This is a genomic window from Leptolyngbya sp. CCNP1308 (assembly GCF_034932455.1).
Classification (GTDB): Bacteria; Cyanobacteriota; Cyanobacteriia; order Phormidesmidales; family Phormidesmidaceae; genus Nodosilinea.
This window is the reverse complement of sequence record NZ_JAYGIH010000076.1, coordinates 23,871-39,387: the sequence shown is the minus strand read 5'-3', so window position 1 is coordinate 39,387 and position 15,517 is coordinate 23,871. Positions and strand designations below refer to the sequence as shown.

Below are 15,517 nucleotides of genomic sequence, written 5' to 3'. Positions count from 1 at the left end.
AGCAATCTGTGGCCCAACGGCACCCTACTCCCCTAACTCTCTAATCACCACCTCATCCCCCTCAGCCAAGCCCAGTTCAGCGGCGCGCCCGGCCCGCAGCTCAATTACCTGATCCACTAGCTGGCTGCCGGGGCCGTAGGTGGGGCAGGGGTCGGCGGTGCAAGGGGGAGCCTCGGCGAGGCCCACGATCTGCCCCTGGTAGATAAACACCATATCCAGCGCCACGGGCACATTCTTCATCCAAAAGCTCACCGGGCGGGGCCGCCCCATCGGGAATAGCATGCCGCGATCGCTCGGTAGCGCATCCCGATACATCAGCCCCAGGGCCTGCTGCTGGGGGGTAGCCGCCACCTCTAGAAAGATCTCTTCGCCGCCCAGGGTCGTTACCGCCGTAACGGCAAGCTGTTGGCCGCGAGGGTCAGCCATAGGGGTTTCGGTGGTAGTCGGCGTCGATGCAGCACTGTCTGTTGGGGGCGATGGCGCAGTGGTCGAGGGTGTTGGTGCACACCCAGCCCCCAACACCAGAGCGCTGAGCATCAGACTCAAGACAAGACTCTGCCTCAGCCGTTGAGATGCCAAACCAGCAAAACAATAGGACATGAACAAACCAGGGAAAGTAACTACGGCTGCCCAACCAGGGCGCTAATATTCTAGTCGTTCCCCCACTGGATGTTGCCCCTCACCCATCCACTTCCTTACCTGCCCACTCACCCACTAATTAACTCTCCCGCAGTACGTACCCCACGCCCCGCACGGTCTGAATCAGGCGCTTGTCGTCTTCGCCGTCGATTTTGAGGCGCAGGTAGCGGACATAGACCTCGATTACGTTCGACTCGCCAACGAAGTCGTAGCCCCAGACATTCTCTAAAATTTGCTCGCGGGGCAGCACCTCGCGGGGGTGCTCCATCATGTATTTGAGCAGCTCAAACTCTTTCATGGTGAGGTCGATGACGCGATCGCCCCGCAGCGCGTGGCGATTCTCCAAATCTAGCGTCAGGTCGCCAAAGCGCAGGTGCTCAACCTCCCCCGGCGTCGATTGCAGATAGAGCTGCACAATTTTTAAGAAGGTGTCAGCCCGGAAGGGTTTGAGAAAATAGTCGTCGGCCCCGCACTCCAGACAGGCGACTCGATCTTCCAGGCTGTCTTTGGCCATCAGCAGCACAATCGGTGACTTAACGCCCTGGCCACGCAGGGTTTGGCACAGCGCCAGTCCCGACTCGCCTCCCAGCAGGCGATCGACCACAATCAGCGCCGGATTGCCCTCAATCGCCAGAGCCAGGCCTGCTTTAGCACTGCTGGCCACCACGGGATGGTATCCGGCCTCCTGTAGGTCAAACTCCATCTGACGAGTTTGGCCCTCGTTGGTACCCACAAGCAGAATGTGGGTGCCCTGGTCGGCGGTGGATATGCCCATAGGATTTAAACCGTCTCAACGCCTGGGGCTTGAAATTAGCGGATGATCGAGTTGGCGTTTTACAGACAATGCCTGCAAGGGGTCGCGCTTGATTATAGCGCGGCACCCTGGGGGGCAAGGCAGTCGGTTTACAATCGCCGCTGCCGGCAAAAAACTGTATTGATTATTTATTCTTGCCGAGACTTAGCGAAATCGATCTTGCTAAGTGTCTATTGTTACCGTTAGTAACGAGGGCAAAATCCCTCACAAAATCTTCCCCTTGCTTCTCAATTTCCTGTGTTAGATTGGGCGTAATTTGCTGCTAGAAGCTATATCACATGACACTTGCAAAGCGCGGACTGATCCTAGGTGCCACCGCCGTCGCTGTGGCTGCGGTAACCGTAACCGGCGCCGGGATTCACCTGTCCCAAAGCAAAGCTTTCTTTGAAGAAAGCCCCAAGGAATTGATTGATCAAGTTTGGCAGCTAATTGACCGCAATTTTGTGGATGCCACCTTCAACCAGGTCGATTGGGATGCGGTGCGTACGGAGTACCTAGGTCGAAATTACACCGACCAGGAAGAGGCCTACGGGGCCATCCGCGAGATGCTGGAGAAGCTAGAGGATCCCTACACTCGCTTCATGGATCCTGAAGAGTTCCAAAGCATGCAGATTGATACCTCCGGCGAACTCACCGGGGTCGGCATTCAGATTTCTCAGGATGAAGAGAGCAAAGAAATTGTCGTCGTGGCTCCCATTGAAGACACGCCGGCCTTTGAGGCGGGTATTCGCCCCCAGGACGTGATTTTGGCCATCGACGGCGAATCGACCGAAGCCATGGAGCTCAACGATGCCGTGAGCAAAATTCGCGGCACCGTTGGTTCTGAGGTCACCCTCACCATTCGCCGGGATGAGGAAGAACTGGACGTGTCTATGGTGCGCGCGCGCATCGAGATCCACCCAGTGCGCTACAACGTGCAGTCCGGCCCTGACGGACAGGTGGGCTACATTCGCCTCAACCAATTCAGCGCCAACGCCGCCGAAGAGATGGGCGCCGCCATTGAAGATCTCGAAGGTCAGGGGGTAACGGGCTACATTCTCGACCTGCGATCGAACCCCGGTGGGCTGCTGTACTCCAGCATTGACATTGCCCGCATGTGGATTGACAGCGGCATTATTGTGTCAACGGTGAACCGCCAGGGGGTGGTGGATGAAGAAGCCGCCAACAGCCGCGCCCTCACCGATAAGCCCCTCGTGGTGCTGGTTGACGGCGGCTCGGCCAGCGCCAGCGAAATTTTGTCGGGGGCACTGAAGGACAACGAGCGGGCGCTGCTGGTGGGTACGCGCACCTTTGGCAAGGGCTTGGTGCAGTCGGTGCGCAGTCTGGGCGATGGCTCTGGGGTGGCGATTACGGTGGCCAAGTACCTCACCCCCAGCGGCACCGACATCAACAAGCACGGCATTGACCCCGATATTGCAGTCGAGCTGACGGAAGAGCAGCAGGAAGCCCTTAGCACCAATCGCGAGGCCATTGGCACCGAGGCCGATCCTCAGTATGCTCAGGCCTTGGAAGCGTTGCGCACCGAAATTAGGGAAGCTCGTGCTGGCGATAATGTCACCACAGCACCGGGAACAACGACCCCAGGCAACTAGCCAGGCCATCGATCGGTAGATTGATAGATATCAAAAACAAAGGTCTGGGCTAAGGCTCGGGCCTTTGTTTTGGGCGACGGGTTGCCCCCAGCGGGTTGCCCCCCAACACCAGCAGCACTAGGGCGGCTGCCAGCATGCCGGCAGCCACGCAAAAGGCCAGCAGCACCCCAAAGGGTATGGCGATCGATTGCAGGGTCAGCAGCTGAATGGAAACCGGGGTGGCGTTTTGCACGGCGATAATCGCGATCGCAACCACCCAAATGGCGGGCACCAGGGCAAACACAAGTCTAATCATGGGCCGGGGTTAAATTAGGGGCGAGGGCGGAAGGGTTGCCAAGAGACAACCCCTTTGGGTAGTATAGTCAACTGGGCTATACGAGAAAAATCATGGCAAAACGGGTACAGGTAGTTCTTACAGAAGATGTTCGCAAGCTGGGCTATAACGGCGACCTGGTAGAGGTAGCCCCTGGCTATGCACGTAATTATCTTATCCCCAACGGGAAAGCGGTGCGCACTACCTCCGGCGTGCTAAAGCAGGTAGAGCGTCGGCGCGAGGCGCAAAAGCAGCGGCTGCTAGAGATTAAGCAGGAAGCCGAAGCCACCAAGACGGCGCTGACCACCATCGGCATGTTCACCATTCAAAAGCCCGTAGGCGAGAACGAGGCCATTTTTGGTACCGTCACCTCGGGCGATGTGGCCGATGTGATTAAGTCGCTGGCGAACAAAGAGGTAGATCGCCGTGATATTTCGGTACCCGATATCAATAAGCTGGGCGAATACCAGGCCGAAGTGAAGCTGCACCCCGAAGTCACGGCGGTTGTTAACCTGCGGGTGACTGCCGAGTAACGGTCTATCAGCCCTGAATCACGGCCCAGAGCAGCAGATAAAAACCTAGACGATACAAGGTTATAGCATTGAGCAACCTGCCTCAGTAATCCCTGCCCAGGGGTTTTTAAGGCGGGTTGTTTGTTCGGGCATTTTACTAGCTGTTCTACTGGGGCTAACGTTCTAGAACGTCGTGGATATAGAGTTCCTGCACCAGGATCATGATGACTAGGGCCAGGGGGGTGGCGACGAGCACCCCCAGCGGGCCAAATAGCAACCCCATGGCTACCACGGCGGTCAGCGTCAGTACTGGCGGCAAGTCGGCGGTTTTCATCTGCACGATCGGGGTCAGCACATTGCCCTCTACCTGCTGCACAACCAGGTAAAACGCCGCCACATAGAGCGCTACCATTGGCCCCACCGTGAACCCCATGAGAATGGCGGGCACCGCCGACAGTAGCGCCCCTACCACCGGAATAAACTCAAATAGCCCGGTCAGAACCCCTAGAGCCAGGGCCAGGGGCAGCCCCATCAGGTGCAGGCCCACGCCGATGACTAGGGCGATTAGCACCATTGACACGACTCGCCCCACCAGCCACATCTTGAGACCGTCAATCACCTGGTCGATGACTTGGCGGGCGCGGGGACGGCCTTTAGGAGGCACTAGCTGCACCAGGCTAGAGCGGTAACGCTGGGCATCGACGGCTAAAAACAGGGCGGTGAAAAGAATAAACAACAGGTTGGCCAAGATGCCAAAGCCTCTGCCGAAGGCTCCGGTCAGTCTATTTAGGGTGTTTTGTATGCTGGGCAGGTTGGTAGTGTCGTTTAGGTCGTCAATTACATCGGGGGGCAGGTGATCGCTCCAAGGCCCCGAGGTGAGAAAGTCTTGCAGCAAAACGATGGCCGTTTCGACCTGCTCGACTAGATCGCCAAACTGCCCAATTACCGCCGGTACTAGCAGCACCAGGCTGAGTACCAGCACCACCAAGGCGATCGCCAGCACCACTCCCAGCGACCAGGGATGGGGAATGGGGGTAAAGCGCTGTACTTGGCCCGCTGCAAACCGCAGGGCGATCGCTAGCAGCACCCCCAAAAACAGCATGAATAGCACGTCGATCAAGGCCCACATCAGCAGGCCCAGTACCCCCAGTAGAGTCAGGGCGGCTGCGATCAGCACTATCCGTTGCAGATCGGTGCTGCTGTTTTTAGCCATGGTGCCCCTGAAATGGTTGGTGGTTTCGAGGCGCAGTTAATTTCCCCTTTGTTCATAGAAGACTGTTGCGATCGCCCTGCCAACCCTCCTGGGAGAGAGGTGAGAACCCATAGATGCCGTTGCTGATTGGTGAAGAACTCCTCTACAATCAAGCCATTCCTCTATATCTGGTGGTTTGCCCCCCGCCTGCCCCCTAGCCCCGCCCCCCTCGTCCAACCCTATGGATACGCCCCGACTCCACCCCGACACCATTGAAGCGGTGCGCGATCGCGCCGACATTGTCGATGTGGTCTCCCAGCATGTGGTGCTGAAAAAGCAGGGCAAAGATTTCGTCGGCCTCTGCCCCTTCCACGAAGACAAGTCGCCCAGCTTTAGCGTCAGCCCCGGCAAGCAGTTTTACTATTGCTTTTCCTGCGGGGCGGGGGGCAACGCCTTTAAGTTTTTGATGGAGCTGAACAAACGCTCCTTCGCCGACGTGGTGCTCGATTTGGCCCAGCGCTACCAGGTGCCGGTGACGACGCTGGAACCCGCCAAACGCCAGGAACTCCAGCGACAGCTCACCCTGCGGGAGCAGCTCTACGAAATTTTGGCGCTGACGGCAAAATTTTATGAGCACGCCCTGCAGCAGATCGACGGGGCCACGGCCCTGGCCTACCTCTACGAGCGGGGTCTAAGCGACGCCACCATTCAGCAGTTTCAGCTCGGGTTTGCGCCGGGGGGCTGGCAGACCCTCTACGGCTACCTGGTCGAGCAAAAGCACTACCCGGTCAGTTTAGTCGAGCAAGCAGGGCTAATTGTGCCCCGACAAAAGGGCGACGGCTTTTACGATCGATTTCGCGATCGCCTAATGATCCCAATCCGCGACGGCCAGAGCCGGGTGATTGGCTTTGGTGGCCGCGCCCTGGGCGACGAAAAACCCAAGTACCTCAATTCGCCCGACACCGAGCTGTTTGACAAGGGCAAGACCCTGTATGGGCTCGATCTGGCGCGGGCGGCGATCGCCAAAGACGACCGCGCGATCGTCGTCGAGGGCTACTTCGATGTGATCGCCCTCCACGCCGCCGGACTCGAAAACTCCGTTGCGGCCCTGGGCACTGCCCTCAACGCCGCCCAGGTGCGCCAGCTCCTCCGCTACACCGAATCCAAACAAATCTTGCTCAACTTCGATGCCGATGCCGCCGGGGTGAAGGCGGCCCAACGGGCGATCGGCGAAGTCGAAGAGATGGCCTACCGGGGCGACGTGCAGCTGCGGGTGCTGAACATTCCCGACGGCAAAGACCCCGACGAGTTTTTGCAACACCACAGCGCCGCCGACTACCGCGCCCTGATCGAGGCCGCCCCCCTCTGGATTGACTGGCAAATCCACAACCTGATCGAGGGCAAAGACCTGCGCCAGGCCGACCAGTTTCAGCAGACCAGCCAGGCGGTGGTCAAGCTGCTCAGCGACATCGCCAACGCCGACACCCGCACCCACTACGTGCGCTACTGCGCCGAAATCTTTAGCAACGGCGACAGCCGCCTGGTGCCCCTCCTCGCCGAAAACCTCGTCACCCAGGTGCGCCGTCAGCGCCGCACCACCTCCGACGCAGCGCCCACCCGTTCCGCCCCTGCCACCACCCCCAGCGCCAGCTCCCTAGAGCAGGCCGAAGCCGCCCTGCTGCGTATCTTTCTCCACGATGCCGCCCACCGCGACGAGATTCGCCAGGTACTCGAAGACCGCGACCTGCAGTTTAGCTACTCCCACCACCGCGCCCTGTGGCGGCAGATGCAGCGCCTGCTCACCGAAACCAACGACCCCAGAGTTGATCTGGTCAACCTCCTGCGCAACCAGCTCGCCGACACCGGCCTGGCCACTACCCCCCTGCAAGCCCTGCTGCACCTCAGCGAAAAGACCAAACGCGACGTCATCCGCGCCCCCCTGATCATTCGCGCCGCCGCCGCCTGCATGGAAAAAAACCTCTGCGAAAAGCGCTACCGTCACTTTCTCGCCCTGTGGGAAAAGACCGATTGCACCGCCGCCCCTGAGCAGTTCGCCGAATACCAGCGCCAAATCTACGCCGAAAAACGCCGCATCGAAGTCCTAGAGAAGGATCGCCAGGTCAGCTTCGAGGATCTAGCCACCATGCCCTGGGTTGGGGAGCAATACGATTCTCTTGATCGCTAGCCCGAGGTTAATGGTGGGCAATGCCCACCCTACGGTGCGGTGCTTCAAAGAACGCCAGGGTTTGTGTTGCCCTCAGTCCCATTGGCAAAGTAGAGGTTTAAACCGATGATCGATCACTCCTTTCCGTGGGGTGAAGGGCGGCGGAACGCCTTTCTCGATGGGGTCTGGGGCCAGCGAAATGGCCCCGGCGGTAGATCTGGCTTTGAACCCAATTGTGCGCCGCTTCTACTGCGCGATCGCCCAAGTTAGTGGTGGGCATTGCCAACCCTACGCCTACGCTTACTCACCGCCAAACGGCTATCCTAAACGGAGTTTCTAATAGGCAGCAGACCCATGCCCAAAGTGGTCATTGTTGGCGCCGGCCCTACCGGGGCAACCCTGGCCCTATTGCTGGCCCGTCGCGGTATCTCCGTCACCCTAATCGAAGCCGCCCGCGACTTTCAGCGCCAGTTTCGCGGCGAGGGGCTGATGCCCAGCGGTCTCGATGCCCTAGCCCAAATGGGTCTAGACTCACTGCTCCAGACCGTCCCCCACCGCCCCCTCAGCGCCTGGGAATTCTGGCTCAACGATCGCCGCCTATTCCGCGCCGACGAGCCCTTGGGTTCAGCCCGCCCCTGTACCCTAGTTTCCCAACCACCGCTGCTAGAAGCCTTAGTGCAGGCCGCCCAGTCCAAACCGGGGTTCGAATGGATGGCGGGTACGGCGGTGAAGGATCTGCTGTGGAACGCCGAGCGAGTCGTGGGGGTACACCTGGCCAACGGTCGCACTGTGGAAGCCGACCTAGTAATCGGGGCCGACGGTCGCGCTTCAGTAATTCGCCAGCGGGCAGAGCTAGATCTGAAAACTCAGCCTAAAAGTATTGATGTGCTGTGGTTTAAGCTGCCTGCTCCAGAGGGGTATGAAGCCGATAATCGTTTTTGCACGGTGGTCAAAGGCGGACGAGTGTTTAGTCTGTTCCACGGGGCCGAGGAGGGCAAAATGCACCTGGCTTGGGCCATTTCACCCGACGAACCCACCGAGCAGAAAGACTGGGCAGCTACCTTCGCCACCCTGGTGCCCCCCGAGTTTGTGGCTCACTTTCGGGCGGCGGGAGACGCTATTGCCCCCCCAATACGCCTCTCGGTGCTAGTTGGGCGCTGTCCCCGCTGGCACCGCCCCGGCCTGCTATTGATAGGCGATGCCGCCCACCCCATGTCGCCCGTGCGCGCCCAGGGTATAAACCTGGCTTTAAGGGATGCGATCGCCGCCGCCAACCACCTGATACCGATCCTCAAAACCGCCAACCCATCGGCCCTAGACCCCACTGCCCTCGATCGCGCCCTAGTCCGCATTCAGGCCGAGCGCGAACCTGAGATCATCCAGGCTCAAAAACTCCAGGCCCACGAAGCCAGTCGAGGAGAGATGCTGCGCCGCTTTGGCAATTTGCGCCAGGGACTGAGCGCGTTTTCGCCCGTCGTTGGCCCTTTAGTGAAGCGGGTATGGATTCAACAACAACAGCCCCTGCGCGAAGGAATCACCCTAGCGCAGCTAGAGGTTTAGCAGGGAAAGCCCCGCCCTAGCACACTGTGGCAGAAATGACCTTACTGTTCAGAATGCTTGAAATACGCCTATTCTAAAGACTTTTAACTTTGAATTTTGCATTTTGAACCCCGCGTAGCGGTACTAAGCACCGCCGCTGCTAATCACACCGACCAGCTGAAGCAGGTAGATTGCGGCAAAGACCGCAAAGAAGACGCCCGCCAGCACCGTTGCCCAAAAGGTGAATCCAGAGGGTTTTAGGCCCTGGGGCAGCATGCGGTGGTTGAGATACAGCGTGAGCCCCGTCACGATGGGAATGTGGGCAGCTTCAATGCCTCCCGCCGTTTTGAGCAAAGCGACAGGTTCGCCAAACCACAGGTATACAGCAATGGGGAGACCGGCCAGCAGCGTGACAATATAGAACTTGCGGAGAAAGGTTTCGTTAGTCCACCGGCCGCCGCCGCCAAACCCCTGCACCAAAATTTGGGTGCCGTCGGCAAACATGCGGCCAAAGCCGTCTTGCACCGACATGGCTGTGCTGCAAAACGTAACAAAGACGATCGCCACCATAAACCAAAAGCCAAACGGTCCCCACAGGTCGCCCAGGAGGCTACCTAGAGTTTCGGCAACCTGGTTCTCTTGAGGCACTAGTCCCTGGGGCTGCAACAGCTCGGCTCCTAAAATTAAGAAGGCCAGCGCCGCCAGCAAAGCCCCAATCACAGCCAGCGTATTGGAGAACGTCATGAGCTTGAGCCAGCCCCGCAGCCGCTGTTTTTGGTCATCATTGATTTGGTCAAAGTCAACCGGGGTTTCTCGTCGGGCGGTTGCTGCGCCATAGCCCCTGGCCCCTACCCAGTAGGAATACCACATTAACCCGGCGGCCCCCGCCAGCATGAACCCCAGCCAGGGCAAGACTTCTTGGTACTCCACCCCGCTGGGAATCTGCGGCACTAGCCCGCTACTGAGGCTGCCCAGGTTGGGGAAGACAAAAATTGCGGCAGCGACAACGGCCAGCGTGCGGCCAATGCCAATATAGGAGGACACGGTTTCGACGCCGTCATACTGCCCTAAAAATACAATGGCAGCCGTGACCAGAATAATAATCACAGTCCATAGCTGAACGGTACCGCCGGTTCCTAAAATTAGAGCTGTGGCCGCTGCGCCCGCCATGCCCGCTACGGTTGAAATGGCCACTACAAACTGGGGCACCAAAATTAGCCAGATCGCCCAGTTTTTTGGGCCGGGCAGCCGTTTAAAGCCTTCTAAAATAGTGATGCCGGTGCAAACGGTGAAACGCCCAACTTCGCGGTTGATAAACCACTTGAGCACGACCGCCGCCACCAGTGCCCACAGCAAGGCATAGCCGTAGAGGGCCGCAATTCGTGGGGTAAAGAGTAGCTCTCCTGAACCCGCTGCCGACAGCATCCAGATGAAACTGGGGCCAAGCCATTTCAGCCAGTCTTTGCCTTCCGGCGGTTGGGGTATCTGCTGGGAGTAATCGGCGCTGGTTGGGTTGGCACTGGCTTGGTCACGCGATCGCAAAGGCTGAGAACCACTCATGGTGCATGTTGCTCTTGAAGAACCGAGGATGGCAGGGCAACACTAACGCGATGATCTGAGCCTGGGTGATAGCCCAAGACCATCGCGTTAGCGTTGCGGGCTGATACTAGTCGTCGGGAATGGCTGAGGGGTAGATACCCGTCGCCACTAGAACTGGCTGGTTGCTGTATTCGGCCTCTAGCTGTTGCTGTAGCTCTAGATCCCAACCGAGGTCGTAGTCGCGCTCAAAATCGGCGACCACAAAGGGACGCAGGGTGCCGGTGACAGCAACCTCTTCACCGTCGGCGATCGCAGGCAGTTGGGCCGAGGGCTGGGGCTGCTGGACGCCATCTTTGGGCGAGGCATAGATGACCAGCAAGTCTTCTGAACCCAACAGTTGGTCTTCATCCAAAGTGAAGGCGGCCCCACTTCGAATATCTTCCACTTCGCCAGTTACGGCTAGGGTTTCGCCATAGTACTGCTCAGGATTGCTGGTAATTTCGCCCGGTTCTGGAGACAGCGCAATAGACTGAGCAATAATGGCCGGTTGATCCTCATACTCTTCGTAAGTGGTTGGATCAAGGGCTAAATCGAACTCTTGGTCGATCTCCGAAATAAGAAAGTTACGAACTTCCCCGGTTACCTGCACTTCCACATCGCCTTCTGGCAGCAGTAGAGGTTCACCGGAAGCATTGATGACCAGAATAGGTTCGTTGCTAAAAAACCGCTGATCACTCACCGTGAACGAATTATCCCCCACCTTGTCTATGGGTTCGCTTCTAATGGTGACGGTTTGACCAATGTAGCCTTCAGTATTTTCAGCAACGTCTTCAGTTTGCACGTTGGCCGAACCCTCTGGGGCCGGAGTCTGAGGCGTATTTTCGGCACAAGCTCCCATCAGTCCAGCGATCAGACCGATGGCAAGGGTGCTCTGGAAAAATTTTCTTTGCCCTTTAGAAATGCCGTTATTCGTTTGCGTTTTGACTTGAAAATGCGTTTGGTTATCGTTCACTCTAGCCATAATATTGTCTAGCTCCAAATTCTTCAGTGCGGCCATCTTGCGGAACTGCTGCATAAAAGCATTTTGTCAATGCCTCAGAAAACAATAGTTTTCTAGCAGGAGCAATATTCAGAAGATAGTCATTAGTCTCAGAGAGGTTTATCTGTTTTGTATTCACAATCGTTTTAATTGCTTTTTGGGATTGCAGCCATCTGTAAAACGGTAGTAAACAATGTCTGCCTATGGGGGGAAATCAATTTGTTTTACTAGAGAATAGTTTTGATGGAGGGTTGCGGTAGCTGTAGAGCAGCTAGGGCCGCGTGATACTGTTTTTCTACAGTCTCTAAGTCTTGCTTGTGATGGATTTGCTGCTGGCTGCTAGACCAGATGGCCTCAAGGTGCTGTTGCAGGATATAGCGCTGTTTGAAGTGGCGGGTAAAGGGGGCAATGGCGGCGATCGCGGCCAGCAGCCGACCGATCACCACCGTGTCGCCGCTGCCGTACTGGCGAATTTGGCTAAAGGCCGTATCGGCTAGGATTTCGAACTTGACTGGGGCAGCAATTACCCGCAGGGTATGGGACGGGTCGTAGCGGTAGGAAGACGGCAGCTCACGACCGGCAATGCGCGCCAGCCCATCGGCCAGTCGATCAATACAGCGAATGGCCGTAAACGGGTCGTTGATGGCAGGAGACAGCGCCCGCAGCGCAATTTCGACCAGTTGCTCAATGGGAAACTCCACGTTCTGCTGCTTAGTGAGCTCGCGGCCCATGACAAAGGCTTGATTGATGCGATCGCCGATCGCTTGGGTAACGCAACTGGCGGGGTAGGCCATCACCAGGGGGCTACCCTCAATAATGAAAGCCCCCGGATAGGCTTTGACCTGAAGCAAAAGGTTTTCATCGCAGGCCACCTCCATGAGGGCGTCGTCTTCAATCCCTTGCAGGTAGCCCGTTCTTTTAGAGCGCACGGGCTGGGCGGCGACTTCAAAATCGGTCGGCATGTCTCTGGCACCCGCGTCCTGGGAGTCGATCTCACGGCCTAAGTCTTCTGGGAAAAGGCGATTGGTGACTTGCTCTAGGTCGTGGCTGACATCAGCAATCACGTGGGAGACCTGAATGATGGTGGAGGCGTGGTGAATAAAGTAGATCAGCACCCCAATGCTGGCCATGGCCAGCAAAACCCCCACCGTCACCGATAGCTGGGGCACAAACAGCTGGTAGTCTTCGCCCCGAATGGTGCGCAGCACCAGCAAACAGTAGATAAAGGTGGCAATAAAGGTGCCCAGCACGATCTGATTGCCCTGATCCTGCATAAAGTTGCGCAGCAGGCGCGGCCCAAAATGGGACGACGCCAGCTGTAGAGCGACGATAGTAATGGAAAACGCGGTGGCCGCTACGGTCACCATCGATCCCGCAATTACCGAGAGCACCGCCCGTGCCCCATCGGCCCCGCCCTGATAGATCCAGCTCAGGGCGCTGATATCGGTGACATTTGACTGATCGAGGGCCAGCAGGGTAAATGCCAGTGCGATCGCCCCGGCGGCCATCAGCGTCGGCAAAAACCAGTAGCTCGATCGCAGGCTATCCCAAAATTTGCTGAGCTTAAGATGTTTCATCGGACGGCTGCGATCGAGAAAGGGTTGAGCACGGTCGAAATCGGGTTGGCCACGGCCCAACTGGCTGATCGATGGTTGCCGGTAAGGTCTAAACAGCCCTGGGCCATCGCGTTTATTTCTTCCTTAGAAACTGGATGAGTAGCCTCTCTTTCAGCTTAAAGAGAGATGACGGGCCTAGCCTCTACCCACAGCGGGTTAATCAGCTGCGTTGGGAGCTTCTAGCACATTGATACTGACCAACGGCGTAATGTTAAACCCCTGGTCGAGCAGGTGAGTTTGAATCGCCTGGGTCAATTCAGCCTGAATCGCTGCATCGGCAGCGTCACTGCCGGGCTGGCGCTGCACATAGATCTCCGACAGCAGGGTGGTTTGGCCCGCAATGTCAGATCGCGTAAACCGCGCCGTTGACTCCACCAGCTTGACCTGGGGGAACTGTTCAATCACGGTTTGCACTTCGGCATTGGCCCGCTGGGCACGACTGGAGCGCTGGAGACTGGGCGGGTTGGTCAGCTGCCAGGTAAGCAGGGCGGCGATCGCGATCGCGCTGGCCCCCAACGACACCGGAAACACCCCTCGCTTACCGCGCCGGTAGCGCGCCCCTTTAGTTGATAGCCCAAAGGTGCGGAACAAAATTGCCGCCGACAGGTTAATACTGCTGAGCTGTAGCAGCAGCAAAAACACCCCGTTGACGACCATATCCCAGCGGCCAATGGCCATAGACATGCCGATAATACCCGCCGGGGGAGACAGCGAGGCCGCCACCAGCATGCCGGTGGCCGTGCCCGAAACCAGACTGCTGCGCTCCGACTGCACCAGGTTGATGGCCCCCGCCGCCCCCGCCGCCAGGGGCAGCAGCACCGCCACCGCTGAAATTTGGCTGTTGTCGAGCATCAGCGGCGTGGCAATCTGCTGCTGAAACACCAGGCTGAGCAGGGCCGCCACCGCAATGGTGACCAGCAGAGCACTGAAGTAGCGCAGCACGCTGCGACCAATCAGGTGGCGATCGCCCCGGGCGGAGGCGATCGCCGTATTCATGGCTGGCCCAGCAAAGGGGGCAATCAGCATCGCCGCCACCAGCAGGTAGTTGGTGTTTGTATAAAGCCCAATCCAGACAATGATGCCTGCGATCGCGGCGTAGCTCAAAAATCCCTTCCAGGAGCCGACGCTTTGCAGCCCGGCCAGAAAAATCTCGATTGGGCTGCGTTCCTCCACCTGGGTGACCTGCTCTGCCGCCTGGTCGGCGGGAGGGTGCAGGGCCATTACCCCCGTTGGCACCAGGGTAACGTTTAGCTCCGGCAGATCTTGAAGCGCCTCTAGCAGCGACTCCACCCGCTGATTGGAGACATGCACCAGCACTATGTCCTGGGGAGGGTCGTCCATGGTTTGCCACTGGGCCAGGTTGGTGCCCTGGCAGGCTTGGGCCTTTTGCAGCACGGTCTTGCCGCAGCCGCTGGGCACTTGAATCAACAGTTGGCGCATGGCAAATCCACGGATAGAAATCGTTCAATCACGCTCTCTATCCTGGGGATGATTGGCGTTCCTAGCATCGCCTGAAGGGCTAGTCGTCTGCTGAACCAAAGGGGATAGGTTGATAGGGTGCAGGGATTTGGGTGTACGGCCCGCCTTGAACCGCATACCTGAAACTCTGAACCTCGGGCCGCTAGAGCCTGTCGCAATCGGCTGATACCAAATCCAAATCACACAACCCCGATTTCCAGCAGGCAAAACCTTAGAGGGCGTTTGAAAAGTGATTTGCTGTAGTTTTAGTCACCTGCTGATCCCCCCTGCCCCCCTTAAAAAGGGGGGCAGGGGGGATCTCCACTTTTGCTACAAGAAATAGGACTTTTCAAACATCCTCTTAGGGGCAAATGGCATTTGCCCAGAGGAATTGGGGGTAGTCAAGTAGGATTTAGTCTGAGATCAGAGACTGACCCTTGGCCCGACTAATAACGGCCAGCGTTTGCCGGAGTCAACCCTATTTCTTCAACTAGAGGAAGACGGGGTTTACCGCAGGCAGAGCCTTAGCCGATTTAATGACTGTGGCGGGCCAGCACCCACAGCGACAGCTTTTCGAGCATGACCAGCGTAGCGGTAATGCCCACCGCCAGCCCAAATAGAAGCAGGTTACTTTCGTTGCCACTTCGCAGCGCAAAGCTCAGCGAAGTGGCAACCGCAGGCGGCTGAACCACATCCAGCACAATCATCAGCACGATGGTGATCACCATGGCTAGTCCGCCCGACAGGTAGCCCGACCCGACCACTGTGTAGGTGATAAAGCCCAGTCCCGCCGCCATCAGCTGCGAGATCAGCAGCGTGCGCACCGAGTTGGTGCCGTGCTGGGGGTCGAGGTAGATCAAAAAAGCGCTGGAGGCCAAAGAAGCAAACAGCAGTCGCTGCTGGCTGAGTGCTTCGACCAGGGCCAAGACCGCTAAAACCACTGCCGTTGGGGCGATCGCCAGGGCGAGTTCTCCCCGCAAATTTAGCCGACGACGCAGGGCACGGTTGGCACCCTTAATGGGCTTTAGGCTTTTGCGGTCTTGGCTCATGAACGGCTCCAGGCTGGGGACGGCAGAGAGCCATACGTCGATGGGTCAATG

14 protein-coding genes are annotated in these 15,517 nt (G+C 57.9%); 5 read left to right on the top strand and 9 right to left on the bottom strand.

The features are described 5' to 3' along the window. Positions 1–24: 24 nt before the first annotated feature. Both VB780_RS21990 and nblR read right to left on the bottom strand, forming a co-directional pair. Positions 25–426, bottom strand: a complete 402-nt coding sequence (locus tag VB780_RS21990) for a DUF192 domain-containing protein (protein WP_323353328.1) — start codon at positions 424–426, stop codon at positions 25–27. Between the two features lie 292 nt (positions 427–718). Next, positions 719–1,414, bottom strand: a complete 696-nt coding sequence (gene nblR / locus VB780_RS21985) for a response regulator transcription factor NblR (protein ID WP_323353327.1) — start codon at positions 1,412–1,414, stop codon at positions 719–721. A 317-nt stretch (positions 1,415–1,731) separates the two neighbouring features. On the opposite strand from nblR, the gene ctpC reads away from it, so the two are divergent. Then, positions 1,732–3,045 (top strand): carboxyl-terminal processing protease CtpC, encoded by a 1,314-nt coding sequence (ctpC, locus tag VB780_RS21980; protein WP_323353326.1) that lies wholly within the window; start codon positions 1,732–1,734, stop codon positions 3,043–3,045. 49 nt (positions 3,046–3,094) lie between these two features. Here the strand turns inward: ctpC and VB780_RS21975 are convergent, their stop codons facing one another. Then, on the bottom strand, positions 3,095–3,340 hold the full coding sequence (locus VB780_RS21975) for a hypothetical protein (RefSeq protein ID WP_323353325.1): 246 nt from the start codon (positions 3,338–3,340) through the stop codon (positions 3,095–3,097). Between the two features lie 92 nt (positions 3,341–3,432). On the opposite strand from VB780_RS21975, the gene rplI reads away from it, so the two are divergent. Next, positions 3,433–3,891, top strand: coding sequence for a 50S ribosomal protein L9 (rplI, locus tag VB780_RS21970; protein WP_323353324.1), 459 nt, complete (start codon positions 3,433–3,435; stop codon positions 3,889–3,891). Positions 3,892–4,045: 154 nt separating this feature from the next. On the opposite strand, the gene VB780_RS21965 is transcribed toward rplI, so the two are convergent. After that, on the bottom strand, positions 4,046–5,083 hold the full coding sequence (locus VB780_RS21965) for an AI-2E family transporter (RefSeq protein WP_323353323.1): 1,038 nt from the start codon (positions 5,081–5,083) through the stop codon (positions 4,046–4,048). A 220-nt stretch (positions 5,084–5,303) separates the two neighbouring features. Between VB780_RS21965 and dnaG the strand changes: the two genes are divergently transcribed. The 3 genes from dnaG to VB780_RS21950 all read left to right on the top strand — a co-directional run bounded on the left by dnaG (position 5,304) and on the right by VB780_RS21950 (position 8,786). Continuing rightward, complete coding sequence (dnaG, locus tag VB780_RS21960) at positions 5,304–7,247, top strand: DNA primase (protein ID WP_323353322.1); 1,944 nt, start codon at positions 5,304–5,306, stop codon at positions 7,245–7,247. Between the two features lie 105 nt (positions 7,248–7,352). Next, a complete protein-coding gene (locus tag VB780_RS21955) occupies positions 7,353–7,496 on the top strand; it encodes a hypothetical protein (protein WP_323353321.1) in 144 nt (47 codons plus the stop codon). A gap of 84 nt (positions 7,497–7,580) precedes the next feature. Then, positions 7,581–8,786: an FAD-dependent oxidoreductase gene (locus VB780_RS21950; RefSeq protein ID WP_323353320.1), complete on the top strand. Its 1,206-nt coding sequence runs from the start codon at positions 7,581–7,583 to the stop codon at positions 8,784–8,786. A gap of 123 nt (positions 8,787–8,909) precedes the next feature. On the opposite strand, the gene VB780_RS21945 is transcribed toward VB780_RS21950, so the two are convergent. From VB780_RS21945 to VB780_RS21925, 5 genes are all read right to left on the bottom strand, one after another. After that, positions 8,910–10,325 carry an Nramp family divalent metal transporter gene (locus tag VB780_RS21945; protein WP_323353319.1) on the bottom strand — a complete coding sequence of 472 codons (1,416 nt, stop codon included), beginning with the start codon at positions 10,323–10,325 and terminating at the stop codon, positions 8,910–8,912. 106 nt (positions 10,326–10,431) lie between these two features. Next, complete coding sequence (locus tag VB780_RS21940) at positions 10,432–11,361, bottom strand: hypothetical protein (RefSeq protein ID WP_323353318.1); 930 nt, start codon at positions 11,359–11,361, stop codon at positions 10,432–10,434. A 209-nt stretch (positions 11,362–11,570) separates the two neighbouring features. Next, entirely contained in the window at positions 11,571–12,920 is a 1,350-nt protein-coding gene (locus tag VB780_RS21935) for a DUF2254 domain-containing protein (protein WP_323353317.1), read from the bottom strand. A 195-nt stretch (positions 12,921–13,115) separates the two neighbouring features. Next, entirely contained in the window at positions 13,116–14,399 is a 1,284-nt protein-coding gene (locus tag VB780_RS21930) for a DUF389 domain-containing protein (protein ID WP_323353316.1), read from the bottom strand. Between the two features lie 551 nt (positions 14,400–14,950). Continuing rightward, positions 14,951–15,466, bottom strand: a complete 516-nt coding sequence (locus tag VB780_RS21925; RefSeq protein WP_323353315.1) for an HPP family protein — start codon at positions 15,464–15,466, stop codon at positions 14,951–14,953. Between the last annotated feature and the right edge of the window lie 51 nt (positions 15,467–15,517).

Coding starts and splice junctions, on each gene's coding strand:
- nblR (WP_323353327.1), bottom strand. CDS start 1,414: ATGGGCATATCCACCGCCGACCAGGGCACCCACATTCTGCTTGTGGGT.
- VB780_RS21990 (WP_323353328.1), bottom strand. CDS start 426: ATGGCTGACCCTCGCGGCCAACAGCTTGCCGTTACGGCGGTAACGACC.
- VB780_RS21955 (WP_323353321.1), top strand. CDS start 7,353: ATGATCGATCACTCCTTTCCGTGGGGTGAAGGGCGGCGGAACGCCTTT.
- VB780_RS21925 (WP_323353315.1), bottom strand. CDS start 15,466: ATGAGCCAAGACCGCAAAAGCCTAAAGCCCATTAAGGGTGCCAACCGT.
- rplI (WP_323353324.1), top strand. CDS start 3,433: ATGGCAAAACGGGTACAGGTAGTTCTTACAGAAGATGTTCGCAAGCTG.
- VB780_RS21975 (WP_323353325.1), bottom strand. CDS start 3,340: ATGATTAGACTTGTGTTTGCCCTGGTGCCCGCCATTTGGGTGGTTGCG.
- VB780_RS21930 (WP_323353316.1), bottom strand. CDS start 14,399: ATGCGCCAACTGTTGATTCAAGTGCCCAGCGGCTGCGGCAAGACCGTG.
- dnaG (WP_323353322.1), top strand. CDS start 5,304: ATGGATACGCCCCGACTCCACCCCGACACCATTGAAGCGGTGCGCGAT.
- VB780_RS21935 (WP_323353317.1), bottom strand. CDS start 12,920: ATGAAACATCTTAAGCTCAGCAAATTTTGGGATAGCCTGCGATCGAGC.
- VB780_RS21950 (WP_323353320.1), top strand. CDS start 7,581: ATGCCCAAAGTGGTCATTGTTGGCGCCGGCCCTACCGGGGCAACCCTG.
- VB780_RS21945 (WP_323353319.1), bottom strand. CDS start 10,325: ATGAGTGGTTCTCAGCCTTTGCGATCGCGTGACCAAGCCAGTGCCAAC.
- ctpC (WP_323353326.1), top strand. CDS start 1,732: ATGACACTTGCAAAGCGCGGACTGATCCTAGGTGCCACCGCCGTCGCT.
- VB780_RS21940 (WP_323353318.1), bottom strand. CDS start 11,361: ATGGCCGCACTGAAGAATTTGGAGCTAGACAATATTATGGCTAGAGTG.
- VB780_RS21965 (WP_323353323.1), bottom strand. CDS start 5,083: ATGGCTAAAAACAGCAGCACCGATCTGCAACGGATAGTGCTGATCGCA.